This window comes from Aequorivita aurantiaca, assembly GCF_030410135.1.
GTDB lineage: Bacteria > Bacteroidota > Bacteroidia > Flavobacteriales > Flavobacteriaceae > Aequorivita > Aequorivita aurantiaca.
The window spans coordinates 14,727-28,991 of sequence record NZ_JAUGQQ010000001.1 but is presented as its reverse complement, the minus strand read 5'-3'; the positions used below and the strand labels follow the sequence as shown (position 1 = coordinate 28,991).

Annotated in this window: 13 protein-coding genes and 1 tRNA gene; 12 read left to right on the top strand and 2 right to left on the bottom strand. The window is 39.7% G+C overall.

Features of this window, described 5'->3' with window-relative positions:
* Window positions 1-103: 103 nt before the first annotated feature.
* The 7 genes from dnaE to QRD02_RS00135 all read left to right on the top strand — a co-directional run bounded on the left by dnaE (window position 104) and on the right by QRD02_RS00135 (window position 8,253).
* Window positions 104-4,513, top strand: coding sequence for a DNA polymerase III subunit alpha (gene dnaE, locus QRD02_RS00165; protein ID WP_290252865.1), 4,410 nt, complete (start codon window positions 104-106; stop codon window positions 4,511-4,513).
* Window positions 4,514-4,614: 101 nt separating this feature from the next.
* Entirely contained in the window at window positions 4,615-4,932 is a 318-nt protein-coding gene (gene trxA / locus QRD02_RS00160; protein ID WP_068761863.1) for a thioredoxin, read from the top strand.
* Window positions 4,933-5,117: 185 nt separating this feature from the next.
* Window positions 5,118-5,663 carry a ClpP family protease gene (locus tag QRD02_RS00155; RefSeq protein WP_290252864.1) on the top strand — a complete coding sequence of 182 codons (546 nt, stop codon included), beginning with the start codon at window positions 5,118-5,120 and terminating at the stop codon, window positions 5,661-5,663.
* 7 nt (window positions 5,664-5,670) lie between these two features.
* Window positions 5,671-6,132: a copper resistance protein NlpE gene (locus tag QRD02_RS00150; protein WP_290252863.1), complete on the top strand. Its 462-nt coding sequence runs from the start codon at window positions 5,671-5,673 to the stop codon at window positions 6,130-6,132.
* Between the two features lie 80 nt (window positions 6,133-6,212).
* Window positions 6,213-7,142 (top strand): DUF58 domain-containing protein, encoded by a 930-nt coding sequence (locus QRD02_RS00145; RefSeq protein WP_290253475.1) that lies wholly within the window; start codon window positions 6,213-6,215, stop codon window positions 7,140-7,142.
* A gap of 243 nt (window positions 7,143-7,385) precedes the next feature.
* A tRNA-Asp gene (locus QRD02_RS00140) sits at window positions 7,386-7,459 on the top strand.
* 347 nt (window positions 7,460-7,806) lie between these two features.
* Window positions 7,807-8,253, top strand: a complete 447-nt coding sequence (locus QRD02_RS00135; RefSeq protein ID WP_290252862.1) for a hypothetical protein — start codon at window positions 7,807-7,809, stop codon at window positions 8,251-8,253.
* A 407-nt stretch (window positions 8,254-8,660) separates the two neighbouring features.
* Here the strand turns inward: QRD02_RS00135 and QRD02_RS00130 are convergent, their stop codons facing one another.
* On the bottom strand, window positions 8,661-9,416 hold the full coding sequence (locus tag QRD02_RS00130) for a LuxR C-terminal-related transcriptional regulator (RefSeq protein WP_290252861.1): 756 nt from the start codon (window positions 9,414-9,416) through the stop codon (window positions 8,661-8,663).
* Window positions 9,417-9,515: 99 nt separating this feature from the next.
* On the opposite strand from QRD02_RS00130, the gene QRD02_RS00125 reads away from it, so the two are divergent.
* From QRD02_RS00125 to QRD02_RS00105, 5 genes are all read left to right on the top strand, one after another.
* Window positions 9,516-9,713: a hypothetical protein gene (locus QRD02_RS00125; protein ID WP_290252860.1), complete on the top strand. Its 198-nt coding sequence runs from the start codon at window positions 9,516-9,518 to the stop codon at window positions 9,711-9,713.
* Window positions 9,714-9,751: 38 nt separating this feature from the next.
* Window positions 9,752-10,894 (top strand): hypothetical protein, encoded by a 1,143-nt coding sequence (locus QRD02_RS00120; protein ID WP_290252859.1) that lies wholly within the window; start codon window positions 9,752-9,754, stop codon window positions 10,892-10,894.
* 119 nt (window positions 10,895-11,013) lie between these two features.
* On the top strand, window positions 11,014-11,730 hold the full coding sequence (locus QRD02_RS00115) for a hypothetical protein (protein ID WP_290252858.1): 717 nt from the start codon (window positions 11,014-11,016) through the stop codon (window positions 11,728-11,730).
* A 524-nt stretch (window positions 11,731-12,254) separates the two neighbouring features.
* Window positions 12,255-12,809: a nitroreductase family protein gene (locus QRD02_RS00110; protein ID WP_290252857.1), complete on the top strand. Its 555-nt coding sequence runs from the start codon at window positions 12,255-12,257 to the stop codon at window positions 12,807-12,809.
* An 83-nt stretch (window positions 12,810-12,892) separates the two neighbouring features.
* The gene (locus tag QRD02_RS00105; RefSeq protein ID WP_290252856.1) at window positions 12,893-13,372 is read left to right on the top strand and encodes a hypothetical protein; all 480 of its coding nucleotides are present in this window, start codon (window positions 12,893-12,895) and stop codon (window positions 13,370-13,372) included.
* On the opposite strand, the gene QRD02_RS00100 is transcribed toward QRD02_RS00105, so the two are convergent.
* Window positions 13,373-14,254, bottom strand: coding sequence for a hypothetical protein (locus QRD02_RS00100; RefSeq protein WP_290252855.1), 882 nt, complete (start codon window positions 14,252-14,254; stop codon window positions 13,373-13,375).
* Window positions 14,255-14,265 lie beyond the last annotated feature (11 nt).

Genomic DNA, 14,265 nt, shown 5'->3' with positions numbered 1-14,265 from the left:
AACAACTACTAACAATTTAACTTCCCAAAAGCGGTCGCTTTTTCTATTTTTACCCTCAGAGCTAGCCTTGCTCATAATCTTAACGCATAACTCATAACTTGAAATGTTTTTAATCTTCGATACAGAAACCACAGGCCTTCCCAAACGTTACAACGCTCCAGTAAGCGATAGCGACAATTGGCCCCGCTGTATCCAGATTGCATGGCAGTTGCACGACGCCCACGGAAAACTTGTGGAGCACCAAAATTATTTGGTAAGGCCGGAAGGATTCAACATTCCGTTTGACGCCGAAAAAATCCACGGAATTTCCACCGAACTCGCCGCCACCGAAGGAATTTCTTTGGAAGAGATTGTCGAGAAATTCAACATTGCGCTTTCTAAAGCAAAATTTATTGTTGGGCAAAATGTTGATTTCGACGTGAATATTATGGGTGCGGAATTCTTCCGATTGGGAATTGAAAACCCGTTGCCCAAGCTGCGGGTTTTGGATACGTGTACCGAAATTACCGCTCAAATGTGCCAAATTCCGGGCGGTCGCGGTGGAAAGTTTAAATTGCCAACGTTAACGGAACTTCACGAATTCCTTTTCAGTGAGCCGTTTGCGGAAGCCCACAACGCCACGGCCGACGTTGAGGCAACCACCCGCTGCTTTTTGGAATTGGTGCGCCGTCAGATTTTCACTATTGAGGAATTGGACGTGCAGCCGGATTATTTTGAAAACTTTTCTGAGGTAAATCCACAGACCATCGAACTGATTGGGCTGAAGCATATTAATCTGAAAAAAGCTTCGGAAGAAATTCGAAAGCAATTACAAGCTGCTTCGGAAACGCAGGAAATTTCTTCCGAGGAAATAAAAGTGAACATAGCAACGCTGGAAGATGCGCCCTTTGTGCATCTTCACAATCATTCACAATTTTCCATTTTGCAGTCCACTTCCAGCACGACAGATTTGGTAAATGCCGCCGTTGAAAATAATATGGCGGCAGTCGCACTAACGGATTCGGGCAATATGATGGGCGCATTTCACTTTGTGCAGGCTGTTGCCAATTACAATAAATCCCTTTCGGAAGAAAATAAACACAAGCAGCTAAAAGCCATCGTTGGCTGCGAATTTTTTGTTTGCGAAGACCATTTGAACAAAAACCACAAAGACAACGGCTACCAAATTGTGATGCTCGCCAAAAACAAAAATGGCTACCACAATTTGGCAAAAATGGCGTCAATCGCATATACTGAAGGTTTTTATTATGTCCCGCGGATTGATAAAAATATTGTCGAAAAATATAAAGAAGACATCATTGTTTTAACCGGAAGCCTTTACGGCGAAGTGCCCGGAAAAATTTTGAATATAGGTGAAAACCAAGCAGAGGAAGCATTACTTTGGTGGAAGGAGAAGTTTGGCGAAGATCTGTATTTGGAAATTATGCGCCATGATCAAGAAGACGAAAAACGCGTAAACACCGTGCTGATTGAAATGGCGAAACGCAACAATGTAAAAATCGTAGCTTGCAATAACACCTATTATATAAATAGGGAAGATGCCAACGCCCACGATATTTTGCTCTGCGTAAAGGATGGCGAAAAGCAGGCAACGCCCATTGGTCGTGGTCGCGGCTATCGTTACGGTTTGCCGAATCAGGAATATTATTTTAAGGGGCAGGATGAAATGAAGTCATTGTTCAAGGATTTGCCCGAAGCCATTTTGAATATTGAAGAAGTTGTTTCAAAAATACAGCCTTTCAGTTTGCATCGCGATGTATTGCTTCCCAACTTTGGAATTCCCGAAACGTTTTTAAATTCGGAAGATATTGATGGCGGCAAGCGGGGCGAAAATGCATATCTGCGACATTTAACTTACGAAGGCGCCAAAAGGCGTTACCCGGAATTGTTGGAAGTTTCATATGAAGCATTGACCGATTTTGAAATTCCCGAAGAGGCTTCACAGCGGGTAAAGGAAATAAAACAACGATTGGATTTTGAGCTGAATGTAATCGCAAATACCGGTTATCCCGGCTACTTTTTGATAGTGCAGGATTTTATAGCTGAAGCCCGAAAAATGGATGTTTCCGTGGGGCCCGGCCGGGGCTCGGCTGCGGGCAGTGCCGTGGCTTATTGCTTGGGGATCACCAATATTTGTCCGATTAAATACGATTTGCTTTTTGAGCGTTTCCTAAATCCGGACCGTGTGAGTATGCCCGACATCGACATCGATTTTGATGATGAGGGCCGAAGCAAGGTCATGGATTACGTTATTAACAAATACGGCAGTAACCAAGTTGCGCAGATAATTACGTACGGAACGATGGCCGCAAAATCCTCCATTCGCGATACCGCTCGGGTTTTGGATTTGCCATTGAACGAAGCCGATAGGATTTCGAAATTGATTCCGAATATGACCAAACTGAACAAGATTTTCGGTTTGAGCGATGCGGAATTGCGAAGCCGTTTCCGAAGTGATGAGCTTCCGAAGGTAAACGAACTTTTAAATCTTTCCGAAGGAAGCGATCTGGAAGCGCAAACTATAAATCAAGCAAAGATTCTTGAAGGTTCCGTTCGGAATACCGGAATTCATGCTTGCGGCGTAATTATTACGCCCAGTGATATTACCGATTTTGTTCCCGTAGCAACGGCCAAGGATTCAGAATTATATGTTACGCAATTTGATAACTCAGTAGTTGAAAGTGCGGGACTCCTAAAGATGGATTTCTTGGGATTGAAAACCTTGACGCTTATAAAGGACACGGTAAAACTTGTAAAGCATAAACATAATATAGACCTCGATCCGGATGAATTTCCGCTCGATGATGAAATAACCTACGAACTTTTCCAAAGAGGGGAAACTGTCGGGATTTTTCAATATGAATCTGCCGGAATGCAGAAATATATGAAGGAATTGAAACCGACGGTCTTTGCCGATCTCATTGCAATGAACGCATTGTACCGTCCAGGTCCTATGGAATATATTCCAAGTTTCGTACGAAGAAAACATGGGGAGGAGGAGATTGAATACGACCTTCCGGCGATGGAAGAATATTTGAAAGAAACATACGGCATCACGGTTTATCAAGAACAGGTAATGCTTTTGTCGCAGAAATTGGCAGGGTTCACAAAAGGTGAAGCTGACGTTTTGCGAAAGGCGATGGGAAAAAAGCAAAAAGAGGTTCTCGATAAAATGAAACCGAAATTTGTTGCCCAAGCTTCGGAAAAAGGCCACGACGCAGAAAAACTCGAAAAAATCTGGAAAGATTGGGAAGCATTCGCGAGTTACGCTTTCAACAAATCGCATTCTACTTGTTACGCCTGGATTGCTTACCAAACCGCCTATTTAAAAGCGCATTATCCCGCGGAATATATGGCGGCGGTACTTTCAAATAATATGAGCGACATAAAACAGGTTACCTTTTTTATGGACGAATGCAAGCGAATGGGACTTACCGTTTTGGGTCCGGATGTAAATGAATCCTTCCACAAATTCACCGTAAATGCGGAAGGCGCAGTCCGTTTTGGAATGGGCGCCGTAAAAGGAGTGGGCAGCAGTGCCGTTGCAACGATTGTTGAAAAGAGAAAAGACGGAAAATACAAATCTGTTTTTGATTTGGCGAAGCGAATTGATCTTCGTTCCGCAAATAAAAAGGCTTTTGAAAATTTGGCGCTTGCGGGTGGCTTTGACAGTTTTGATACGCATCGTGCGCAATATTTGCACCACGACGGCGATGGGGTGATGTTTATTGAAAAAGTGCTACGATATGCGGCAAAATATCAGGAAACGCAGAATTCTTCGCAAGTAAGTCTTTTTGGCGATGCCAGTGAAGTGCAAATTCCTGAACCGGAAGTGCCGCCATGTGCGGAATGGGGAACGATGAAGAAACTGAAGCAGGAAAAGGAAGTGGTTGGTGTTTATATTTCCGGCCATCCGCTGGATGAGTTTAAGCTTGAAATGGATAGTTTCACGAATTGTAAGGTTTCACATTTCAACCTTTTGGAAGATTACATAAATAAGGAAATGTGTTTTGGCGGAATTGTTTCAGACGTAAGATATATGACCGCAAAAAATGGACGGGATTGGGCTATTTTCACAGTAGAAGATTTTGAGGATAGTTATGATTTTAGGATTTTTGGAGAAGATTTTTTGAAGTTTAGACATTTATTGACGTTGGACACATTTATTTACGGCCGTGTTTTTGTAAAGGAAGGTTGGACCAATCGCGATACTGGTAAAAAAGGCGAACCCCGGCTTCAGTATAACAGCATTCAATTGCTGCACGATGTGATGGAAACCCATGGAAAAAAACTAACACTTACAATTCCTTTAAACGATTTAAAAGATGAAAAGATCAATTCGCTTAAAAATCTTGTAAAAACCCATAAAGGCGAAAAGCAATTGTTCTTTGTGGTTTATGAAAATGAGGAAAAAATTCATTTAACGATGCCCAGCAGAAAGCACAAAATTAATATTTCAAAGGAATTGCTGGATGAATTGGAGCGCGAGCAATTGAGTTATAAATTAAATTAGTTATAGAAATAAACAATTCTTTCATTTCCTAAACATATATTAACCCGCAAAGATTTCGCATAAAATTTACCTATTTTTGTGAATCATTAAAAACAAAGATTATGGCTTTAGAAATAACAGACGCAACATTTGAAGAAACGGTTTTGAAAAGTGACAAACCGGTATTGGTTGACTTTTGGGCAGCCTGGTGCGGACCTTGCCGAATGGTAGGTCCAATCATTGAAGAAATTAGTAAAGAATATGACGGTAAGGCTGTGGTAGGTAAAGTTGATGTGGATGCAAACCAAGAGTTTGCCGCAAAATATGGAGTAAGAAACATACCGACTGTTTTGGTTTTTCAGAACGGCGAAGTAGTGGGCCGCCAAGTGGGCGTTGCCCCAAAGAATGTTTATGCTGAAGCAATTGATTCGCTTTTGTAAATTCTGACATTTAAAAATAATTCAACAAAAGGCTTGGCGCATTGCCGGGCCTTTTTCTATATTAGTAAAATGTCTGGTCAGACGTGTTTTGCTGAGCGCAGTTCAAGCACAGTCGAGACCTCTTTTCACTTAAAACGAGCTTATAAAAACCTCTCGACTGCGCGCGATGGGAAATTTTGAAAACTATGACAAAAACAAGTAAAGTACAGGATAAAATTGATGACAAATGTCTAGAGGACCGCAAAATATTTTTGTGGGGAATGGTGGATGATAAAAGTGCCCGCCATGTTGTGGAGCGTCTAATCTATTTAGAATCAGTGAGCCACGACGAAATCAAATTCTATATTAACAGTCCCGGCGGATATGTTACCTCCGGTTTTTCCATCTATGATACCATGAAGGAAATTAAAAGTCCCGTTTCTACAATCTGTACAGGATTGGCGGCTTCTATGGGCAGCATTTTACTTTCCGCAGGCGAAAAGGGAAAACGGTTTATCCAGCCGCATGCGCGGGTGATGATTCACCAACCCAGCGGTGGTGCAAGAGGGGTTGCGAGCGATATTGAAATCACTGCACAGGAAATTCTAAAAACGAAAGAAATTAGCGCGCGGCTGTTGGCTGAAAACTGTGGGCAATCATTTGAAAAAGTGATGAAGGATTTCAACCGTGATCATTGGATGGGCGCCCAGGAATCTGTGGCCTACGGCATTGTTGATGAAATTCTAAAATAAAACTAAAATGAAACAAGCGGCATTAGCATTGGGCATCTCTGCCATTCTATTTATAGGGTGTAAAAACGAAAGTAAAAAGGAAATTTCTTCCGAAGAAACAGTGGAAATAATTGACTCCACAATTGTAGATTCGCACACCTCTGAAAATTCATTGGATTGGGCGGGAGTTTATCAAGGCACTACGCCCTGTGCGGATTGTGAAGGAATCAAAACCGTTTTGGAATTGAAGAATGACAAAACCTATATTCTATCACAAACTTATTTGGGTAAGCAAACAGGAGAGAATGAATTCGAACAGAGCGGAAATTTTGAATGGGACGCGTCCGGCCTAAAAATACTTTTGAAAACCGAAAATGATACCCTTAATTACAAAGTTGGCGAAAACCAATTGTGGATGTTGGATCAAAATGGTAGTGTAGTAACTGGCGATTTGGCGAATCTTTATGTTCTGAAAAAAACAGCGGAATAATTTTTAAGTTAGCGAAAAAATCGGATCGAATTCTTCGAGCATCATTGATGAAATAAACTTTTTTGCACTTCCCTATGCAGTTGAAAATTGAAAAGGAAATAAACGAGATTACGGGTTTCAAAAACCTGGAACTGCTTGCAAAACAGGTGGTGGAAGGCTTTATTTCCGGTCTTCATAAAAGTCCCTTTCACGGCTTTTCGGCAGAATTTGCCGAACATAAAATTTATAATTCGGGCGAAAGTACTAAGCATATAGATTGGAAGCTATTCGCCAAAACGGATAAGCTTTATACGAAGCGCTACGAAGAGGAAACCAACCTGCGCTGCCATTTGATTGTGGACAACAGTAGCTCAATGCATTACCCCAAGTTAAAACAGTTCAATATAAATTCCCTCAACAAAATTGGCTTTTCAGTTTTAGCTTCCGCAGCTATTATGAATTTAATGAAACGGCAGCGCGATGCGGTGGGATTAAGTGTTTATAGTGAAAATTACGAATTTTATGCATCTGAAAAAGGCAGCGAGCGGCACCACCAAATGCTGCTTCAAAAACTAAATCAAGCATTGTTATCTACAAAAGAAAAAGCGCGGACCAAAACTTTTGAGCACCTACATTTAATTGCTGAAAAGTTGAAACGCCGTTCACTGGTTTTTCTTTTTACCGATATGTTCCAAAATGATGCCGAAGCGGATAAACTTTTCCAGGCGCTTCAACATTTAAAATACAACAAGCACGAAGTCATTCTATTTCACACTTTCGATAAAAAGCATGAAGTGAATTTTGATTTCAGCAATCGCCCTAAACGATTTATTGATGTTGAAACGGGAGAATTTGTAAACTTATATGCCGATAATATTAAGGAGCAATACGAAAGGGCTGTGCAAGATTATTTTATGGAACTTCAACTGCGCTGCGCCCAATACAGAATCAAATATGTATTGACCGATATCAACGAGAGTTTCAATAAAATTTTGACCACCTATTTAGTGGAACGACAGAAGTTTGGTTGATAATAAAAGTATCCAATATTCAGTAGTTGTTTGCATTTTTAAGGCCATTCAATTTATATGGGAATTATTGATTGAAGCTTTAAAATAAAATTCATTTTTTTTAAAAAATAGTTTGCGAAAATGAAATGGAGTGGTATATTTGCCACCGCTTAATACGGCAAGGAATTTATTCCGAAAGGTATGGTAACAATTTCTTTTAAGTCTAACTGATGTTAGCGCCCGCCTCGGCTGGTATGGAAAATTGGTCTGGTAGTTCAGTTGGTTAGAATACCTGCCTGTCACGCAGGGGGTCGCGAGTTCGAGTCTCGTCCAGACCGCAACAAGATGTTGTGTTGAGTCACTTAAAGGTGGCTTGTGGTTTAGATACCCAATCAAGTTGGGTACTACCAATGAGAAGCTTATCCATATGGATGGGCTTTTTTTGTTTTTGGGTGTTTCGCTTTAAATTTGGGGTACATTGCGTAAAGATTTGTTCCGCAAAATACACTAGTTAAAATTTTCGTCAAAAAATCCAAATTCCTTTCCGAATTATTTTCATAGTAGAAAGTTTGCAGAAATTGCTTATCTCATGGAAAGTTAAAAACCTTTTGAGTTTAAACTTTGAAATTTAAGGTTAATAACATCTTCGTTCTATATATATCTTTATTGAAAAATTAGAAGTAAAATGAGAAAACTAAAAAATTTATTGGCAGCGCTAGGGGGCGCGCTCACCCTCAATATACTCCATGAAACCCTAAAGAATAAAGCTGCTTATATGCCACGAGTAGACCTGCTGGGTGAAGAAGCAATTCAAAAAACATTGCATCAATTTGATACTACTATTGAAGATAAGCCCACCTTATATAAGGCCACATTGGCCGCCGATATTGTTGGCAATACCTTATACTATAGCATGATAGGAATGGGCGGTAGAGAGCATTTATGGAAACGCGCCATTTTTTATGGCTTATCTGCCGGAGTCGGTGCGGTGGTCCTTCCAAAGCCATTAGGTCTTAATCCTAAACCTGTCACGAAAAACACAAAAACCCAGGTCTTAACCATAGCGTACTATTTAACTGGAGGATTGGCAACAGGTTTAATCCTAAATGCCATTACTGAGGATGAGGAATAACATTGCTCGCGCTTTATAAGCCTAAAAAAAAGTTTAATATTATAGTGAGCAACGTAATTCCTTCACGGATGGGGGGGTGTATTAGCCTGAGCGATCGATATCGCAACAATGGCGGAAGCTGCCGCATGTTGGATTTTTTCAAAGTTTTAAGAATTTGAAGTATTAAAAAATATGTAAAGCTTTCTTTTAATGGTCAATCGAAGCTTGGCGGGGATCCTTCTCGACTAGGAAGAAACAATAATACTTGGGGGCGCAAGGCACTCATTACAGAAGGCATTTTCGGAGTAGGTTGGTTGTTACAATTGCTATGCATGGGCGCACCTATTTAACTATTGTCCATGTGAAAGTGGCGCTTGCTAATCAGATTGTTGATTCAGAAGGATACTAACCTGCCACGGACATTACGTTTATACCCAACCTTCCCGTATGGATTTCACTAAAAGTTCTGGTACGCTGGCGCAACCCGATTTGTGCAAAAGATTTTTTCGGTGGTTTCGAACAGTAAAAATACTTCGGTTCAGATGTTTGGCTATATGCTCACTTGTCAATCCTTTCGCTATGTAATTTAGAATCTCCACCTCTTTTTTGGTAAAAATATTGGAGGATAGATGAAATTCTTCCTTCAAATGCACATTGTAATAAGAGGGAGCTCCCTTCATTCCAATAAAAGAGAGCTTTGGGATTCCCTGAATATTTAGGTGTGTTAAATCTGTGAAAATCCCTAGTGTGCGAGCCCCGCCCTCTGGAAAATAATAAAGGGGAACAATCTGTTGCTGAATCCTTTTGTAACTATTGTCCTTTATTTTCAGTCTATAATCATATGCAAACTTGTATTTAAAAAATAATTCGGGGAGCAAACCAGAGAAAAACCTAACGGCACTCTGTTCGTAATGATAATAATAAGGTAAGTCGTCTGGGTGTAAATTGTCCAACACTATCTGAAGTTGAAATTCGTCCTGTGTATATCCCAATAACTTTTCGACATTCGGATTCACATATTCCATTTCTGTGGTCCGTGTGTTGAAAATCACATAGAAGTATTCCCCGAAATGAAAGACGTCCATATAATTATTGATAATATCTTTCTGGGATAGGTCCAATTGCTCATTCACTGCTTGTGGAATGCGGTCCCAGATGTCTAATAGCTTATTTACTTTATCCAAATTTGAGAATGGGTTTACATTAAAAATGGCTACATATAGCTATTTTTTCATAAAAATATCGAATTTATGTTTGTAAAAAATAACAATAAACCATCCTCTATGAAAAACGCCCTCCCCGGTATTCTTGTATTCCTGTTAATCATATTTTCGGACGTAGCTTACGCCCAATGCTCCGAAATGGAAAATGCAAACATGAAAAAATATGCGGAACTCACCCGAAATTCCGAGGATGCCCAAGGATGTTCCATGTGCGCCTGGCTGGCCAACCTTTATTGCATTGCGGAAAATGGGGTATAGAAAAAAGTATAAATGACACCAAGTCGAACATCAAATCCATGGGAACCGACTGTTGCCCCGAACTTTTGGGAAAATCTCCAAAATGGGGAACTCCACCTGCCGGCAATGCGGCGGCAACCCCATCTATTGCTGAACACACTGCATTTCAGTCAGAAATGGATGCGTTGATAAACGGGTTAAATTATTTAGACGCTATTAACCAAATCGATAGTTCTTATGAGCAGTTGCAAGCGGAACTCACAAAGATTGAGAATGCTGTGAAGGAGAACTCCGTAATGGAGCATAGGTATTTCCTTTCAGTAGAAGAAATTAATAAGGATTACGACGGACGATCAAAAAACTTGAATAGTCTTGAAACCAAGCATTTGAAAATAAAGTCCATGATTTCAGATTTGAGTCATTCAGCTGCGGGGGAAGCCCGAAATTATGATCCAGGCTTGGGGGCGCTAACCACCATTGGGGCAATTGCCGAATCTGCAACCTATAAGAAAGAATCCAAAACATTTATGGATAAAGCCAAAGCACGGTTAAAGAAGTCTAAATCGGAAATATTATTTGAATTTGAGAATAGGGGCAAATCGTTTGATGCGTCACTGGATCAGGCAACCCTCGAACAATTTTTTGAAGCGGGCACTTTTTCGGAAAATTTTGAAAATCTACACCAAATCAGCATCATTTCCGGATATACGGTAGATTTGAAGTATAATGATTTCAAACAACTGATCCCCGACTACAACTGGAAAAACGTAAGTCCCAACAAGTGGCAAATTACGGGTAAGGGAATAGAATCGCAGACTTTTATGAGAATGGGGAAAAAGAAACTTATTGGTGAAATACAACAAGTAAAGGTACAAACCAACACTTTCTCTGTGGAAGCAATGGCAGAATTTCAACAACAGATGTGGGATGAAATCAAATATTACAATGAACTGTTGGGAATAAAACCAGTGTATTATAAATATTTGTCCCGTACAAATTCAGATAATCCAATAGTTAGCGCTGCCGATTCAGGAGTAATGGTAATCTGGTCAGATAAGGATAATAAATGTTTTGCATTAACCTTAATGCTCCGCAGAAATGAAAATACATTATCGCTCCTAAATAGCAAAATAGAAAGAAACCTCCGAACACCCGTTGCATTCAGCGAAATGGATGCTTTATTGAGGGAGGTGGGAAAATAACAGAACGTATAAATAATCAAATATTCCATATGAAATCAACTTCAACAATCCTTAATCTACTGTGTCTTTTAGGGTTCTATAGTTCTTTGTCTGCCCAATCAATTCCAGAAGGTACCTATATGTCGTTATTCACAGATACCCATTATACCTTGAAAAAGAAGGATAACGCAATTATCTTAATTGAACCCTGCCAGCGCTTCGATAGTCCATTAACAATGACCAATAATACGTTTGAATTTAAAGAATTGGGCACTACCAATAAATTCGGGTGGAACGGTGGCGACCAAATTATTATGGATATTGATTTACAAACTAATATCGTTTCATTTGCCAACCCATTTAATATAAACCACCCTATAAAACTTAAATTATTGCATCCCGATAATTCCATTCCTGGCCCAGGCATAAAAACCTATTATGACGAAACTGAGGGTGGGTTTTCCAAGGCTAGAATACTTGTAACTGACAACAATGAGATTAGTACAGGCAATTGTTTTATCCACAGCAATGTCACTCAAATCGAAAACGATATAATTACCGGAAGTTATAGGGGGATGTATGACGAAAATTTCAGCGCTATCCTAAATCCTGATAATACAGGTACTTTTTTAGGCTTGCCGATGCAATGGAGTATTGTTAGTGACCATATAGGAGAACTGAAAAAATGGAGTTATTATGACGGCGGGTTTCTAATTCATTTAATGATTGAATTTGACGGCCCACTTCCTAAATTTATAGATCCAGTAACCGCTGGAAAAAAAGTAGCCATGATAACGGGGCTTATTTACAGCAAAAGCGAAGGAACGGTCGAATTATACCAGATGATGAAACAATAAAAGCCATTTCTTGTGGTGGCAAACTTATTTATCCTTTGCCCAAAACTGCATATCAAACTTTCGAATTTTAAAAATTATAATGCGATTGCCAAATTCAAAATCAGCGGAACGCAAGAATCGAGCCTCGTTCAAAATTTATTTCATTATTGCATTTTTTGCCGCCCTAATGGCACTTTACTCTATCATAATCCACACGGTATAAATTTGAGTAGTGACAGCCAATTATTCATAGTTCACATTCGTGGCGCCATACTGTGACCGAATGGTGCTATCTGACTTAATGACTACCGGTGTATTTGGTTTTAGATGTACAAATGTCTCGTGGGGATTTAAAAAACAAGTCGAAAAAAATGCCTCATCATTAGTTTCAACGTCTATTCCCAAAAGAAAAACCTTTATAGAATTGAAACTTACAATAGTTGTATTGTTACAATGAAATGTACTATTCGGCGTGTGGAGATTCTATATAAATAATTTTTTTTTCCCCTTTAGCTTTTAGTATATTCACGTGCAAATTAATATAAATGATTTCAGAAATTATCAGAAACCGACGCGCAGTATTTCCCGCGCAATACAACAACCAGCCAATCAGAAAGGAAGAAATCTCCGCCATTTTGGAAGCCGCGAATTGGGCCCCCACCCATAAACGTACAGAACCATGGCGTTTCAAGGTTTTTCATGGCACATCACAGGTTGCACTCGGAAAGTTTTTGGCGGAAACGTATAAACATACCACGGAGAATTTTTCTGAATTTACATACAAGAAATTTATGGACAACCCTGTAAAGGCCGGCTGCGTTATAGCAATCTGCATGCAGCGCGACCCCTCGGAAAGCCTGCCGGAATGGGAAGAAATAGCCGCCACTGCAATGGCTGTTCAAAATATGTGGTTAACCGCTCATGAGATGGGAATTGGCGCATATTGGTCGTCCCCAGGTCTCAGAAAATATTTTGACCAATTTATCCAACATGAAGAAGGGGAATGCTGTCTCGGGTTTTTCTATTTGGGTAAGTATGACGGAAAACTTCCTGAAGGCACGCGCAAAAGCAACATTGCCGAAAAAACTGTTTGGATTTAACGATATTTTTCCTTTACAATATACTTTCCATTAATCGTGTAAGTTTCAATAAATTTGTACTTTTCAAAGTAGAATTTTCTGGAATGGCAAAACGGTTTCTTTTCATTTTTCTTTTCGCGGTGGCAACCTCCTGCCAGTTTTTTAAGACCGAAAAGGTTTCTTCCGAAGAAATTTTCAAAGAAGAAATGGGAACAATAGATTGGAAAGACGTGGACCGATATCCCTCCTTTTCCCACTGCGAGAATAAATTGGAAAAACCAGAACAAAAGGAATGTTTTATAAATACAATAAGTTCACAGCTTTATCAGTCCATTAGCCACGAAAATATGGTCGCTGTACGGGAAGTTTACGATACCGTAAAGGTAAATTTTGAAGTAAATAGCACCGGCCAGCTTTCAATTCTCGAAATAAAAATGGATACACTATTGCGGAAAGAATTTCCAAATCTGGAAACTTGGATTTTGCAGAGCATCGATTCTCTGCAACCTGTGGCCCCAGCCTATAAACGCGGAATTCCCGTGAAAACACAGTTCACTTTGCCGGTGATAATTCAAACTAATTGATTACAGATTAAATTTGTAGCCAAGCGTAAAATCTATCGGAAACTCATCATTGCTTTCCACATTTAAACCAACAATATCGTTGTAATTGAAGGTTATATACCCATTGCCAACTCTATAATCGGCACCAATTCCGAATGTTATCGGCGCATTAAAATCGCTACCGTTTTCAGCATAAATTGGTTGGTCTGCTTCATCAACTCCAATGATAATTTCCTCGCGGTTCACAAAAGTTAAACTTGCAAATTTACAATTGACAAAAGCATCAAACTTGGGTGTTTTTACAAATTTGAAACGATAATTCAGCGAAAATTGCGAAGCCGAATATTTATAGTCATTACTCTTAAAAGTCTGTTTAAAACGTAGCACCATTGCGTGTCTTTTCAGTTTTACGTTATCAATAATTTCCAAGTCCGCCCCGGCCAATGGCTGTAAAGCATTGGTGGGATTTTCGGAATAAATACTATTGCCCACACCTCCAAAAAATCCGATCCGAAGTTGTAAATCAATCGATTGTTTTTCATCAGTAAAACCGGGATCCTTCTGTTTATTGTATTCCACAAAAAAGTCGTGAAGGCTGGGGAGCGTCAACTTTAAATTTTTCGTGGAAACCGCGGCATCACTAGTTTGTTGTTTGAGCGTTTCTTTATATTCTTCCTGAAAATCGCCGTCTTGTTTTGTGTTTTTAAGCTCAACAATTGCATTTCCTTTTTTTGAAAAATAGCGGTATTCGCCATTTATGGAATTCCAAAGCAGTGTCAACGAACCTTCAACATCGGTATTTAAATTATAGGTTTGCCCATCAACAGTATATTCTTGTTGCGCCTGTAGTGTAATTGAAAAAAGGAAAAAGAAAAATACGAAAATAGAAAGGAGCGATTTCATAAGGGCGTGAT

What these genes read in the sequence shown, in the direction of transcription:
- dnaE (WP_290252865.1), top strand. Translation starts at nt 104, where the DNA reads ATGTTTTTAATCTTCGATACAGAAACCACAGGCCTTCCCAAACGTTAC.
- trxA (WP_068761863.1), top strand. Translation starts at nt 4,615, where the DNA reads ATGGCTTTAGAAATAACAGACGCAACATTTGAAGAAACGGTTTTGAAA.
- QRD02_RS00155 (WP_290252864.1), top strand. Translation starts at nt 5,118, where the DNA reads ATGACAAAAACAAGTAAAGTACAGGATAAAATTGATGACAAATGTCTA.
- QRD02_RS00150 (WP_290252863.1), top strand. Translation starts at nt 5,671, where the DNA reads ATGAAACAAGCGGCATTAGCATTGGGCATCTCTGCCATTCTATTTATA.
- QRD02_RS00135 (WP_290252862.1), top strand. Translation starts at nt 7,807, where the DNA reads ATGAGAAAACTAAAAAATTTATTGGCAGCGCTAGGGGGCGCGCTCACC.
- QRD02_RS00125 (WP_290252860.1), top strand. Translation starts at nt 9,516, where the DNA reads ATGAAAAACGCCCTCCCCGGTATTCTTGTATTCCTGTTAATCATATTT.
- QRD02_RS00120 (WP_290252859.1), top strand. Translation starts at nt 9,752, where the DNA reads ATGGGAACCGACTGTTGCCCCGAACTTTTGGGAAAATCTCCAAAATGG.
- QRD02_RS00115 (WP_290252858.1), top strand. Translation starts at nt 11,014, where the DNA reads ATGTCGTTATTCACAGATACCCATTATACCTTGAAAAAGAAGGATAAC.
- QRD02_RS00110 (WP_290252857.1), top strand. Translation starts at nt 12,255, where the DNA reads ATGATTTCAGAAATTATCAGAAACCGACGCGCAGTATTTCCCGCGCAA.
- QRD02_RS00105 (WP_290252856.1), top strand. Translation starts at nt 12,893, where the DNA reads ATGGCAAAACGGTTTCTTTTCATTTTTCTTTTCGCGGTGGCAACCTCC.
- QRD02_RS00100 (WP_290252855.1), bottom strand. Translation starts at nt 14,254, where the DNA reads ATGAAATCGCTCCTTTCTATTTTCGTATTTTTCTTTTTCCTTTTTTCA.